The organism is Mesobacillus zeae (genome assembly GCF_003570705.1).
Lineage (GTDB): Bacteria > Bacillota > Bacilli > Bacillales > Cytobacillaceae > Mesobacillus_C > Mesobacillus_C zeae.
This window is the reverse complement of record NZ_QWVT01000002.1, coordinates 128,717-141,913: the sequence shown is the minus strand read 5'-3', so window position 1 is coordinate 141,913 and position 13,197 is coordinate 128,717. Positions and strand designations below refer to the sequence as shown.

Genomic DNA, 13,197 nt, shown 5'->3' with positions numbered 1-13,197 from the left:
TCTTAGTAATTGATGGGGAATCAGTTATAATTTAATTAAGCAACCTAATATAAAACGCTTTCAGGCAGGCATACATTAAAGAGGTGATGGAATGATTTGCATCAACAATCACTGCTATGAAGTAGTGGAAGAATATCGCGATGCCTTCAATGAAGAGGCATTTCGGTCCCGGTACAGTGAAATTTTGACAAAGTACGATTTTATCGTCGGCGATTGGGGTTACGGACAGCTGAGGCTCAAAGGATTCTTTGATGACCAAAGCCAAAAAGCAACATTCGATACGAGAATCAGCACAGTCAGTGAATACATATACGAGTACTGTAATTTCGGCTGTGCTTATTTCGTAGTAAAAAAAGTAAAGAAATAGAGAAAAGCGGAGGCGCCCGTTAAGCGGCGTATGGACTGGAGCCCACCGGTACGAGATAAAGGAAACACGAAGAGCGTTAGTGATTCGATGTTGACTTATAACGCTAAGAACGCGAACGTCCTGTGCGCAACGCCTTACTCGCACATCCTGTGCTTCGTCGTAGGTGGCGAAGTCCACTAGACGCTGGGTGCTGTAGCTGGACAAAGAAAAGCGGAGGCGCCCGTTAAGCGGCGTATGGACTGGAGCCCACCGGCACGAGATAAAGGAAACACGAAGAGCGTTAGCGATTCGATGTTGACTTATAACGCTAAGAACGCGTACGTCCTGTGCGCAACGCCTTACTCGCACATCCTGTGCTTCGTCGTAGATGGGCGAAGTCCACTAGACGCTGGGTGCTGTAGCTGGACAAGAAAAGCAGAGGCGCCTTGGTCAGGTGCTGTAGCTGAACAAAGAAAAGCAGAGGCGCCCGTTAAGCGGCGTATGACAGTCGCTGGACATAGGACTGGACAATGACAAGAAAGGCGCACAGAAATTATCTGTGCGCCTTTGCTTATGGTGTATACGGGGGCTAGCTTTCCCGTTTAGGGTCGTCATGGACGGGATGCGCGCCTTCTTCCTGGCGTTCAATATCCTGGTGAAAGGTTTTCATTTCATAGTTGAATGCACTATAATACCGCTGATCTTGTCCCCAATTTCCGCTTTTGTTTTCCACAGGCCTGGTGCTTCCCTGCGGCGCACCGTAAGGGCCCTCCGGGTATTCTTCTGCCATCAGATAGTTACTGCTTTTTTCTGCATTGGAAATATCCGAATACTGATCCTTTTTTCTGTCGGCCATTCAAAATTCCTCCCTTTCCGAATACACCCATAGTATTTCTTTTTTAGGGAAATAATACAGGCATTATAGGGAGCAAGAAATTTAAAGGCTCTCTCTGAGGAAGGAACGCAGATCTTCAGCATCCTCTTCGGAAAGTTTGAAAGCATGTTCAAGGTAACCCTCTTCGTCAAGATCATCAGTTCCGATAATCGCAAAACGGCTGCCCTGGATGTCAAGAACAATTTGTTTGCCGTAATAGCGGTCCGATTGAATGATCGCAAGGTCGAAACGCTGCTGGTCTCCCATAAAGCTGACAAACCTGGTTTTTGTGTCCACCCTGTCGTCATATAGGTAAAAGCGATCTGACATATGTAATTCTCCCCTTTGTCTAGTCTTTTTCCATCATACCAAAAATGGCGGCTTGGCGCAGGGATGGTGATGAAACCGTATAGGAAAAAAGAACTATTTGCCAATAAATATGGTACAATAGATTAAAAAATGCAGCAGTATCCCGAGAGGAATGAAACGTATGGCCCGCATAAAAGACAAGCTGGCTGCCTGGGGAAAAATTTTTCTTCCCCATTCTTGTGTCCGCTATTATCCTCCGCAGTTTATAGTCCGGAATCCCGTTGTTCAGGGTGTCGGAAATGCCTTTGATGAGGGCTGCGAGGTGGCAGTCATAGCCTATACTGTACATAATCATCAGGAATTGGCACAACAGCTTGGGGGAGAGTATCCTCAATATCTTTCTAAAATGAAGAACCATTTCAGGTATGCAGTTAACAAGGAAATTGAAGAGCGGAATATTATAGTCCTGCATGATTACTTCAGCTACAGCCTTACACTCTTTATCCGTGTCGAAGACGGGCGCCAGTGCATATCCGAAATCGCGGGCAAAATGAAAAAGATCCTCTGTGAAGCTGAAACGAAAATCAATGGGGAAATGTCTCCTGTCGCCCCCGTTATAGATACAGGTTTCATTTTTATCGATAAAAATCATCATTCGATCCAAGAGGCTGTCTTAAACGGTCAGCAGCAAGCCTTGGCAATCTCGGCAAAAAAAGGGCAGTCCGAGTTTAATCAAATGGTGTATGAAGTGAATAAAATTGTAGCTGAAAAGAATATCCGGCTTCTTGCCCAGCCAATCATCGATGTGGCTTCAAAGAAAATTCACGCTTGGGAAATGCTTACAAGGGGACCAGAAGGGACATCTCTTGAAAGCCCACTACAGCTTTTTTCTGTCGCAAGACAAACGAGCAGCCTTTATGCCCTGGAAATGATTGTCCTGGAAAAGACACTTGAGCAGATTTTGCTGACACAATGCAGGGAAGATATTTTCATTAACTTTACACCTATCACGCTCGGGAGCCCCCGTTTTGTTGCTGATATGAAAGAGATGCTTTCCAGGAAGGGAGCGATACCTCCCGGACAAATCACATTTGAAGTAACCGAACGAGATTCGATCGAAGAAATCGAGAATTTCGTATATAATATAAAAGAACTTAGGAGAATGGGATTTAAAATTGCTGTTGACGATACAGGGGCAGGTTATGCCAGTCTGAACACTATCAGTGAGATCATGCCTGATATCATCAAGATTGACCGTTCCGTTATCGAAAATATTGATAAAAACTCGGTCAAAGAATCAATGCTGAAGGGCCTTTTGCTGGTAGCGCGGGAAGCGGGTTCCCTTGTAGTCGCAGAGGGAATTGAGAATGAAGAAGAGGCGTCTGTCCTGTCACGAAACAAGGTCGATCTGGCACAGGGGTATTTTTATGCTCGTCCAGGAAGATTAAACAGCCTGGCATCTGTTTAGAAATAGTGGAGGTGGAATGAAAGGTGTTTTTTGTTGACAGAGAAAAGATAGAAGAGACATTAGTGTTTCTCGAAGGGCAGATAAAGCTTTTCAAAGAACACGATAAGTGGGAAACTGAAATTGAAAAGGCTGCCCTAGAACGGGTTGTCCACACGATAATCGAGTCAGTGCTTGATGTCGGAAATATGATGATTGATGGATTTATCATGAGAGACCCGGGAAGCTATGAAGACATCGTCGAAATCCTTGTGGATGAAAAGGTGGTTTCTTCCGGAACGGGCGACAGTCTGAAAGTGCTTGTCGGCCAGCGGAGGCAGGTTGTACAAGCCTATACAAGCGTGGATCATGCCTTGCTGCAGGAAGTATTTACAAAGGAAATGGTAGCTGTTGAAGATTTTCCAGGCTGCACCCGGAAGTATTTGGCGAATGAGCTTGGACCCGTTTCTGCTTTTAAAAAATAGTTTTTGATGGAGAGACCATCAAGCATGGTCTCTTTTATATTGGAGAAGGATATACTAGGCAATCTAAAAAGAGGAGGCTGGAATAAAATGAAGCAATATAAAGGATATTTGATAGACCTTGACGGAACGATGTACCGCGGTTCAGAAAGAATTGAAGCAGCATCTGATTTTGTCAAAAGGCTTGTGGAAAAAGGGATTCCCTACTTATTTGTGACGAATAACTCTTCTAGAACGCCTTCGCAAGTGGCATCAAAGCTCCGTGACTTCGACATCCCTACTGGCGAAGACCAAGTATTCACCACAAGCCAGGCGACGGCAAACTATATATTTGAAGAGAAACAGGATGCATCGGTTTATGTAATTGGTGAAGAAGGAATCAGAACGGCACTTGCTGAAAAAGGCTTAGAGGAAGCTGGTGAGAATGCCGACTATGTTGTGGTCGGGATCGATCGTTCGATTTCATATGAAAAGCTTGCGGTTGGCTGCCTTGCCGTTAGGAATGGTGCGACCTTCATTTCGACGAATGGCGACATTGCGATACCGACTGAACGAGGCCTGCTTCCTGGGAATGGTTCACTGACATCTGTAATCAGTGTTTCAACCCAGACTAAGCCTATTTTTATCGGAAAGCCGGAATCAGTTATTATGGAGCAGGCGCTGAAAGTTCTTGGAACAGCGAAAGAAGATACGCTTATGGTTGGCGACTATTATGATACGGATATTCTGGCTGGAATGAATGCCGGTATGGATACATTGCTTGTCCACACGGGAGTGACAACAAAGGAACTTCTGGCAGGCTACGAGAAAATGCCGACTTACACAGTGGATTCGCTGGACGACTGGGAGGTATAAAAAAGGTGTACGCAGCTGCGTACACCTTTTCTTTATTCAACATTTGCAGCCCTGTGCGCCAGCCGGCTTGAAGCTGCAGCTGCAATGGCGCCTACGAGGTCATCGAGAAATGTATGGCATTTCCCGCCAGATTTATCGTTCAGTTTTTCCAGGATACCTGGTTTTTGCTTATCGATATATCCGTAATTTGTAAAACCGATCGATCCGTATATATTAACAATCGAAAATGCGAGGATTTCATCTACGCCATACAATCCTTCATCTGTTTCGATGATTGATTGCAGAGGCTCGCCCAGCATGCCTTTTTCCGCAAGGATATCCAGCTGGATGCCTGTGAGGATTGCATTCTGGACTTCGCGTTTCTTAAGTACACGTTCAACGTTTTCAGTACAAACGTCCATCGTCAATGAAGGATGGTATTTCTCCTGAAGGTAAAATACGAGCTTGGCAATATCCTCGATTTCCACTCCCCGTTCAAGTAGCCATCTTCTTGCTGTCTCTTCTGTCATGTGAATCGCTTTTTTGTTTTCTGCCATTTAATTCACCTTTCTTTTGTCATATTACTCTTTATATCCTCATTTATCCTAAATTATTCCGTTAAACCAAAATGGTGCGGCTGATCCCCTTTTCTTCAGGTTTATGATTCCTGAACAAGAATTCCTGTAACACTTCATATACTGGAATTGAAGAATCTTGGTGAAGGAGGGTGCAGGAATGTTTGAGAAAATGCTGAAAGAGAATTATGGGATTAAGGCGGGTACGGAAATTGAGCTGGAGGGATACCGTGCTATCCAGAAAGAAAATTCTCTTTACCTGATTATGCAGGCAAACCACCTGAAAGAGCAAGAGATAAGCGAACTGTCCCGAATTGCCCTCCAATTGCAAAGCTTTGGCGACAGGGAGGTACCGTTGTTCCTTAAGTCCCAAAATGAAAGAGAATACTGTGAATGGGAGAACAATCGTTACAGTGTCCTGCAGTGCAGCCGGCTCGCAGAACCCGATCTAGTAAAGACAGGACGGAAGCTTGCGAAGTTCCATCTCCGCGGTCGTCATATTCCCTTCCAGGTGACTGGAATCAATCGGATTGGGCAATGGAAACAGCTGTGGGAACAGCGGGTCGACCAGATGGAGAAGGTGTGGAATGAAAGGATCTTTCAGGAACCGGAAAATGGCTTTGAACGCATGTTTCTTGATTCGTTCCCTTATTATATGGGGATAGCCGAGAATTCAATCCAATACCTTGTCGATACCGAGCTGGATTTACTGCCACAAGAAAGCGACAGCGGGGCGGTATGTCATGAGCGTTTTACAAGATCAGCATGGGGAACGAGGTATTTAATCAAGAATCCTTTTGACTGGGTATTCGACCATCCTGGACGAGATTTGGCAGAGTGGGTAAGGGAACATTATTTCAGGAACATTCAAACCTCGCACCCCGAAATTCGAGTATTTATGTCTGAATACAGGACAGCAGGAAAACTAACTCCTTTTTCCTGGAGGCTGCTTTACGCCAGGCTCATGTTTCCTCTCCATTATTTTGAATGCATCGAGAATTATTATATGGCGGTGTCAGAGCAGGCAAGGAACGAGCTTGATGATAGTCTGAAGAAATTCCTGAACCAGTCCTCGGAGCATGAACGATTCCTGAGCACTTTTTATCAGTTATGTGATGCTCCGGTAAGGACCATGAAGCTGCCGGTACCCGGCTGGCTTGCGAAGCAACCCGTTTACTAGAAATAAAGGCAACAGACTTCCAAAAGGGAAAAGGGGTGTAGGTAATGAAATCTTATGTTTATATGACGAGAAAACTTCCACATAAATCTATGTCAGACTTTGTGCCGAAAAAAATTTGCGCGTGCTACCATGAGGCAAGCCTAAAACATCGTACATCCTGAAGTTTTAAAATGATATCGATAGCTTGCATCAACAATCAATACTTGCGGGTTACTCCACCCTCAGATAACAAACCCTGAATTCCTGCTTCGTATGGAATTCAGGGTTCTATTTCCCAGAAAAGTTTTAGTACGTCTAGAATGCTGGCCCTCCCTCATAAATAAGCGAGCATGTTATACCAAAATAAAGAGTGTAAACTGTATCCATTTTTGGGTGATTGTCACATAATAACACAGGCTTAAACTCTTTTGGGGAGGTTCATAATAAAATCAAACGATGGGGCTTGTCTGAAAAATGAAATCATTCTAATTCAGTCAGTCATCTGATCAAAAAAAGTAAAACTAATCGCTCGTGTAAATACAAGTATAAAAAAGTTGAAAGCAAAAATATAAGTTTTGTTCCTGATTTATCTGGTATTCAAATTACGGGTACACTTCTAAAAGATTTTCCTTAAATTCGTCTGAAGACCCTCAATCATCTCTTCGAAAAAAATAAGTTATTCCTCCAATTTAATGGAATTGTCTTTATAAAATTGAAAACGTGATATCAAGGTATCATAACTCAACGGTTTATTCCGTGAATCCATTGCACTCCTCCTTCTGGATACTCCAGTTAATACTTTATGCACAACTATTGATTCCCTCCCTTTTTTTACACTTTTTTCTGTAAAGAGGCATTATTAGTAATTTGCGGGTTCTAGATACTTTTTTTAGTTTATTCGAAAAAGTAACCGTTTACTTTTGGGGGGCGGGATATTTACCCCTTGTAAATAATGTTGCCAGTACTTATAATGTCTACTATATAAAAACAAATGTTTACTTAGGGTGAACAGATTGCGAGGGGAAAGGGATGAAAGGAATTTCGGTTGGCCTGCTTGGATTGGGTACTGTGGGAAGCGGTGTTGTAAGGATTATTGACAACCATCAAGATACACTGATGCACCAGGTGGGCTGTCCTATCATGGTGAAAAAGGTCCTTGTGCAGGATTTGTCTAAGGTGAGGGACATAAAAATAGACAGCAGTCTCCTGACTACGAGTGCTGCTGAAATAATCAGTGATCCGGAAATTGATGTCGTTATTGAAGTCATGGGCGGTGTTGAGAGCACAAAAGGATATGTTCTGGAGGCAATCAGGAACAAGAAGCATATCGTGACCGCTAATAAGGACTTGATGGCCCTGTACGGTTCAGAACTGCTTACAGCTGCTTCAGAAAACGGCTGCGACCTGTTTTATGAAGCTAGCGTAGCCGGCGGGATTCCAATCCTTAGAGGCCTTGTGGATGGCCTTGCTTCCGACCGGATCACAAAATTGATGGGAATTGTCAATGGGACAACAAACTTTATCCTCACGAAAATGGATCAGGAAGGGCTTGCGTACGAGAAGGTGTTGAAGATGGCCCAGGATTTGGGTTTTGCAGAAGCTAATCCTGCCGCGGACGTGGAAGGCCTGGATGCGGCCAGAAAAATGGCTATCCTCTCCACACTCGGATTTTCAATGAAAATCGACCTTGAGGATGTAAAGGTGCAGGGCATTACCGGTATAACCGAAGAAGACCTTCATTATGCGAAACAGCTTGGCTATAAAATGAAATTGCTTGGAACTGCTCAGCATGATGGGGAAAAGGTTGAAGTTAGCGTCCAGCCTACATTGCTGCCGGAAACCCATCCGCTGGCTTCGGTACACAACGAGTATAACGCTGTTTATGTCTATGGCGAGGCAGTCGGAGAAACGATGTTTTACGGACCAGGCGCAGGCAGCCTGCCAACGGCAACTGCAATTGTTTCCGACCTCGTCGGAGTCGTCAAGAATATGCGGCTCGGCGTCAATGGAAGAACAGCCATTACACCGCAGTTCGGAAAAAATTTGAAAGGACCTGAAGAAATGTATTCCAAGTATTTTTTAAGGCTACATGTGAAGGATGAAATTGGAGTGCTCGCCGAAATAACTTCAATCTTCTCCGAAAATGGAGTAAGTTTTGAAAAAATCCTGCAGCTTCCTGTCAGGAAAAAAGAAAGTAGCGAGATCGTTATCGTTACACATAAGGCATCACTGAAAAACTACGAAGATATTTTACAAATGCTTGAAGAACTGAGCGCCGTAAATGAAATCAAAAGTTCTTACAAGGTGGAAGGGAGTGCGGGGGCATGAGCTGGAAGGGGCTGATTCACGAATACAGGGACTATCTGCCGGTTACTGGACAGACTCCACAGCTGACCCTACATGAAGGAAATACGCCATTGATACGCCTCGATAAAATTTCTGACCAATGGGGCATTGATTTATATGTGAAAATGGAAGGAACAAATCCTACAGGCTCATTTAAAGACAGGGGAATGGTAATGGCGGTCGCCAAGGCGAAAGAGGCTGGAAGCAGTACAGTCATCTGTGCTTCGACCGGCAATACATCGGCAGCGGCGGCAGCCTATGCGGCAAGGGCCGGTATGCGCTCCATTATCGTTATACCGGAAGGGAAAATTGCCATGGGGAAGCTTGCCCAGGCAGTCATGTACGGTGCCGAAATCATTTCGATCAAGGGGAATTTTGACAGGGCGTTGAAAATGGTGCGCAGCATCAGTGAAACAGAACCAGTTACATTGGTTAACTCTGTGAATCCATACCGGCTTGAAGGCCAGAAAACAGCTGCGTTTGAAATTTGCGATGCACTGGGTGGGGCTCCCGATATTCTCGCTATACCTGTGGGAAATGCCGGAAACATAAGCGCCTACTGGAAAGGATTTAAAGAATACAATACTGCAAAAAACACGGGCTTGCCAAAGATGTTTGGATTCGAAGCAGAGGGTGCAGCCGCTATTGTCCATAACCAGGTATTTGAAGAGCCTGAGACCATTGCTACAGCCATTAGGATAGGGAATCCGGCAAGCTGGGATCTTGCTGTGAATGCGAGGGAAGAATCAGGCGGTTTAATAGATGAAGTGTCTGACAGCGAAATTCTTGATGCCTACCGGAAACTTGCTGCCACAGAGGGTATTTTTGCTGAACCAGCATCATGCGCCTCGCTCGCTGGATTATACAAGATGCTGATCAGAGGCCTTGTACCTCACAGATCGCGGGTAGTCGCTGTTCTGACAGGCAATGGCCTTAAAGATCCTTCAACTGCTATTGACTGCCATGATATCACGCCAGTAAGCCTTCCGGACGATGAAGAGGAAGTTTGCGCCTATATCAGGGGAGTTGTCCGACAATGACCGACTGCGATATGTTCTCGATTCAGGTGCCGGCAAGCTCGGCTAACCTGGGTCCAGGGTTTGATTCAATCGGCCTCGCCCTGAGCCTATACCTTCAAGTGAAGGCGGAAAGAAGCCGCAATTGGGAGGTCATACCGCATTCACCGTCCCTCGGGAAATTCCCGAAGGACGGCAGCAACTTTATATGCAAGGTTGCTGAAAGGACAGCGGCAATGTATGGAGCAGAAATGCCGGCATGTAGGCTGGAAGTGGAGAGCGATATTCCTTTGACGAGAGGGCTTGGCTCCAGCGGGGCAGCGATTGTGGCGGGAGTGGAGCTTGCCGACCATATGTGCGGCTTGGGGCTTTCCCGCCATGATAAGCTAGTGGTTGCTTCCCAAATGGAGGGCCATCCTGATAATGTCGGGGCTTCCTTGTATGGTGGCCTTGTCGTTGGCAGCCAGCTTGGTGGAGAAACTGATTTGACCGTTTTCAGGGACCTTGAATTAGATGCGGTGGTGGTGATTCCAGAAGAGGAGCTACTGACAGAAGCTTCGAGGGAGGTTTTGCCTGTAAGTTTGGATTATCATACTGCCGTGCAGGCAAGCGCAGCAGCAAGCCAGCTTCTGGCTGCTCTCCTTTCCTCGAACTGGGCGCTTGCCGGTCGAATGATGAGAGCCGACCTTTTTCACCACCCCTACAGACGGAACCTGATCCCCTGGTGGGAGGAAACAGAAGAGATTGCGCTGTGTGCCGGTGCTTTTGGTGTGGCGCTGAGCGGGGCTGGCCCGACACTTCTTTGCCTTGCGGAGCGGGGAAAAGGAAAGCTGCTTGCAGATACCCTAAAGCAGTCAATTGAGGGAATGGAGGTCCTCCTGCTTGAGATTGACAACAAGGGCACCGTTCTTGGAACAGCGGAAATAAAACAGCGGTTGAGATAAAAAAATAAAAACAGCGGTACCGCTTAATTCATGCGATACCGCTGTTTTTTATGACGGAAACCGCTAAAACGCAGCGATTTAAAATACTTGCTCCACTTCAACAATGCCAGGAACTTCTTCCAAAAGGGCGCGTTCGATTCCAGCTTTCAAGGTGATGGTTGAACTTGGGCAGCTTCCGCAGGCACCAAGAAGGCGAAGCTTGACAACGCCATCTTCTACATCAACGAGTTCACAGTCTCCCCCGTCACGCAGTAAAAATGGACGCAATTTATCCAGTACTTCCTGTACTTGTTCGAGAATTTCTTGTTCAGCCATGTAAAATCGACTCCTTTCATAGTATTTATTATAATCACATGTGCCCGAAAAATCTATTGAATAAAATCAAAAACCAGTTATCCAGCGTTATTTCCTTACTAGGAATGGGAAGTGTAGTACAATAAAAACAAAAACTAAGGGGAATGAAAAGATGGGGACAAAAGAGGTTGAAATCGTCGTTTACGGAGCTGAACAGCTATGTGCAAGCTGTGTCAGTCAGCCATCTTCCAAAGAAACGCACGAATGGCTCCAGGCTGCTATCGGAAGAAAATACCCGAACCAGCCGTTTACTGTCACATTCGTCGATATTTTTAACCCTTCTGAAGAGGAAGATAAGCAAAAGTTTTCCCAAAGAGTCATCGAGGAAGACATGTTCTATCCAGTCGTACTTGTTGAAGGCGTGATTGTCGGAGAAGGAAACCCGCGCCTTAAGACCATCTTTGCCGAAATGGAGAAGCACGGCTTCCAGCCAGCCTGATCCTGGTGGCAAAAAGCATTCCTTGCCGAGGAATGCTTTTTCATTACGCGGATTTTATTGAGGATTGGTTGATATATCATCGTGGTTGGTCGATTTATCGTTGCGGCTGGCTGATATATCCTCGTTGTTAGTTGATATACCGTTAAGGTTGGCTGATATGTCATGGTCATTGGTCGATATATCAAAGAACCGGTTGTAAACTGGCCTTCAGACGGGCTGAAATATTTAACAATCGGGAAATGAGGGGTAGTTTTTTTGGAAAGATACAGGGGATGTCCGTGCGTTGGAAAGATTATTTTATCTGTAGTTGATACCGTTTCCGGTGGTATTCCTTTTTTGGCAGTCTATTTGCTCAAACAGCCGCGAAAGACGCTGGAAATTTCATTAATTGTGATCCCCGTCATTGCCGCCGCAACCTGGTTTTTGCTGTCGTATTAAAAGCTGACTTATCCCGATTAAAATAAAAAAGGCAGGGATGGCCCCTGCCTTTTTGAACATAATAATGTCTCATCCATTATGGTACTTATACATCCACAATATGCCGGATTTCAGCAGGCGCGCGACTCTGCCTGTGATGGCCCGGTCGGCGAGAAGGCCGAATCCGTGTTTCTTGCCCAGTGACCCGAGAACGCCTTTTAGCTTAATTGTAGGGAAGGACTCCGGCGGCTCTTGTCCTTTCCAGCGGCTTGAGAGGACCTGGACAATCTGCTCAGCCTGACCTTCTGCAAGCTGTGCGCTTGGGGCGTGCGGAAGGCTTGCGCAGTCGCCGAGAATAAACACATGCTCATATCCCGGCAAATGGTGCCTTTCGGTGATGACCGCGCGGCCCATTCCATCGTGCTCCACCGGAAGATTACGGACGACATAGCTGGCTTGAATGCCCGCGGTCCAGACAATTACGTCAGCATTTACAGGCTCTTCATGGTTGTAAAGCGTGTTTTCTTCCACTCTGGTAATATTGGCGTTATTGATGATTTCAACTTCATGCGTATCAAACCAGTTTTCAACGTATGTGCTAAGCCGTTCGGGAAATGAAGAAAGAATATGGTTGCCGCGGTCAAAAAGCTTAATATTCAGGTCTTTGCGGCTTTCGCTGAGCTCGCTGGCGAGTTCGACACCGCTAAGGCCGGCACCAACAATGGCTACGGAAGAGCCGGGAGCCAGGTTGTTCAGCTTCTGGTAAGTAGCACGTGAGTTTTCGATTGTCTGGATACTGTACGTAAATTCCTCTGCGCCTGGCACATTGTGATATTTGTCTTCGCACCCAAGGCCGATGATCAGGTCGTCAAAAGGAAGATCAGCTTCTCCTCTAAATCGGACAAGCTTACCTTCAAGATCAACTTCTTCTACTTCTGCATAGGTGACTGATAGCTTTGGATGTTCGGGAAAAGAAACCCGGACATGCTGATCGGAAATTGTCCCGGCAGCAAGTGCGTAATACTCTGTTTTCAGGCAGTGATATGGGACACGGTCAATTAAGGTAACGGATACATCTTCAGGCAGTTCGGGCAGGACTTTTTGAAGGATTCTCATTCCGCCGTAGCCGCCTCCAAGGATAACAAGCTTTTTCATATGAATTCCCCTTCGCCTTCTCTAGTCAAGAACGGTTGTTGCCGCCTTTTTCCAAGAGGCCGCCGTTCAGTTAACGACACCTATAAATATTTCAAAATAATAATTGGATAATATGAATGTTATTCATCAACTAAAAGTATATAGAAAATGTGACGAAATAACAACATTTTTACTTGCTACTATTGGTATAGGGAAATTGACTGTCCATGTAAAAACAGGTAGGATAAAATATTAGTAGAGAGGTGGGAGAACATGATTCAGCCGATTATTGAGTTTTGCATCAGCAATCTGGCAAACGGGTCACAAAAGGCCAGGGAACAGCTTGAAAGGGACCCTGATCTTGATATAATTGAATACGGCTGCCTGGGATACTGTGGCAAGTGCGACCGTGCCTTGTTTGCCCTGGTAAATGGTGAGCCCGTCGTTGCCGATTCGCCTGATGAACTGGTCAAAAAAGTATATGAATACCTCGATGAAAACCCGATGTTTTAATAGATAAAAGA

The 13,197-nt window shown here is 45.5% G+C and carries 15 protein-coding genes and 1 pseudogene; 11 read left to right on the top strand and 5 right to left on the bottom strand.

Going from position 1 to position 13,197, the window contains the following annotated elements; all coding sequences use genetic code 11:
• Positions 1-91 precede the first annotated feature (91 nt).
• Positions 92-367: a YutD family protein gene (locus D1970_RS01225; RefSeq protein WP_119111055.1), complete on the top strand. Its 276-nt coding sequence runs from the start codon at positions 92-94 to the stop codon at positions 365-367.
• 568 nt (positions 368-935) lie between these two features.
• On the opposite strand, the gene D1970_RS01215 is transcribed toward D1970_RS01225, so the two are convergent.
• Positions 936-1,202 carry a cytosolic protein gene (locus D1970_RS01215; RefSeq protein ID WP_119111053.1) on the bottom strand — a complete coding sequence of 89 codons (267 nt, stop codon included), beginning with the start codon at positions 1,200-1,202 and terminating at the stop codon, positions 936-938.
• Between the two features lie 81 nt (positions 1,203-1,283).
• A complete protein-coding gene (locus D1970_RS01210) occupies positions 1,284-1,550 on the bottom strand; it encodes a DUF3055 domain-containing protein (protein ID WP_119111052.1) in 267 nt (88 codons plus the stop codon).
• A gap of 160 nt (positions 1,551-1,710) precedes the next feature.
• Between D1970_RS01210 and D1970_RS01205 the strand changes: the two genes are divergently transcribed.
• The 3 genes from D1970_RS01205 (at position 1,711) to D1970_RS01195 (ending at position 4,310) form a co-directional block, all read left to right on the top strand.
• Positions 1,711-2,997 carry an EAL domain-containing protein gene (locus D1970_RS01205; protein WP_246370217.1) on the top strand — a complete coding sequence of 429 codons (1,287 nt, stop codon included), beginning with the start codon at positions 1,711-1,713 and terminating at the stop codon, positions 2,995-2,997.
• Between the two features lie 23 nt (positions 2,998-3,020).
• Entirely contained in the window at positions 3,021-3,458 is a 438-nt protein-coding gene (locus tag D1970_RS01200; protein ID WP_119111050.1) for a DUF86 domain-containing protein, read from the top strand.
• A gap of 87 nt (positions 3,459-3,545) precedes the next feature.
• Positions 3,546-4,310: a TIGR01457 family HAD-type hydrolase gene (locus D1970_RS01195; protein WP_119111049.1), complete on the top strand. Its 765-nt coding sequence runs from the start codon at positions 3,546-3,548 to the stop codon at positions 4,308-4,310.
• A gap of 32 nt (positions 4,311-4,342) precedes the next feature.
• Here D1970_RS01195 and D1970_RS01190 read toward each other — a convergent pair whose 3' ends face one another.
• A complete protein-coding gene (locus D1970_RS01190) occupies positions 4,343-4,846 on the bottom strand; it encodes a phosphatidylglycerophosphatase A family protein (RefSeq protein ID WP_119111048.1) in 504 nt (167 codons plus the stop codon).
• A gap of 178 nt (positions 4,847-5,024) precedes the next feature.
• On the opposite strand from D1970_RS01190, the gene yutH reads away from it, so the two are divergent.
• The 4 genes from yutH (at position 5,025) to thrB (ending at position 10,329) form a co-directional block, all read left to right on the top strand.
• Positions 5,025-6,044: a spore coat putative kinase YutH gene (gene yutH / locus D1970_RS01185; protein ID WP_119111047.1), complete on the top strand. Its 1,020-nt coding sequence runs from the start codon at positions 5,025-5,027 to the stop codon at positions 6,042-6,044.
• A gap of 1,008 nt (positions 6,045-7,052) precedes the next feature.
• On the top strand, positions 7,053-8,351 hold the full coding sequence (locus D1970_RS01180) for a homoserine dehydrogenase (RefSeq protein ID WP_119111046.1): 1,299 nt from the start codon (positions 7,053-7,055) through the stop codon (positions 8,349-8,351).
• The gene (thrC, locus tag D1970_RS01175) at positions 8,348-9,409 is read left to right on the top strand and encodes a threonine synthase (protein ID WP_119111045.1); all 1,062 of its coding nucleotides are present in this window, start codon (positions 8,348-8,350) and stop codon (positions 9,407-9,409) included. The genes D1970_RS01180 and thrC overlap by 4 nt, the downstream gene beginning before the upstream one ends.
• Positions 9,406-10,329 (top strand): homoserine kinase, encoded by a 924-nt coding sequence (gene thrB / locus D1970_RS01170; RefSeq protein ID WP_119111044.1) that lies wholly within the window; start codon positions 9,406-9,408, stop codon positions 10,327-10,329. Before thrC ends, thrB begins: the two co-directional genes overlap by 4 nt.
• Positions 10,330-10,407: 78 nt before the next feature.
• Here thrB and D1970_RS01165 read toward each other — a convergent pair.
• Positions 10,408-10,644, bottom strand: a pseudogene (locus tag D1970_RS01165) (NifU family protein); the annotation flags it as partial.
• A gap of 151 nt (positions 10,645-10,795) precedes the next feature.
• Here D1970_RS01165 and D1970_RS01160 point away from each other — a divergent pair.
• Both D1970_RS01160 and D1970_RS01155 read left to right on the top strand, forming a co-directional pair.
• A complete protein-coding gene (locus tag D1970_RS01160) occupies positions 10,796-11,122 on the top strand; it encodes a YuzD family protein (protein ID WP_119111042.1) in 327 nt (108 codons plus the stop codon).
• Positions 11,123-11,377: 255 nt separating this feature from the next.
• Positions 11,378-11,560: a hypothetical protein gene (locus D1970_RS01155; protein WP_119111041.1), complete on the top strand. Its 183-nt coding sequence runs from the start codon at positions 11,378-11,380 to the stop codon at positions 11,558-11,560.
• Positions 11,561-11,629: 69 nt separating this feature from the next.
• Here the strand turns inward: D1970_RS01155 and D1970_RS01150 are convergent, their stop codons facing one another.
• On the bottom strand, positions 11,630-12,694 hold the full coding sequence (locus tag D1970_RS01150) for an NAD(P)/FAD-dependent oxidoreductase (protein WP_119111040.1): 1,065 nt from the start codon (positions 12,692-12,694) through the stop codon (positions 11,630-11,632).
• 252 nt (positions 12,695-12,946) lie between these two features.
• On the opposite strand from D1970_RS01150, the gene D1970_RS01145 reads away from it, so the two are divergent.
• A complete protein-coding gene (locus D1970_RS01145) occupies positions 12,947-13,186 on the top strand; it encodes a YuzB family protein (RefSeq protein WP_119111039.1) in 240 nt (79 codons plus the stop codon).
• Positions 13,187-13,197: the final 11 nt, after the last annotated feature.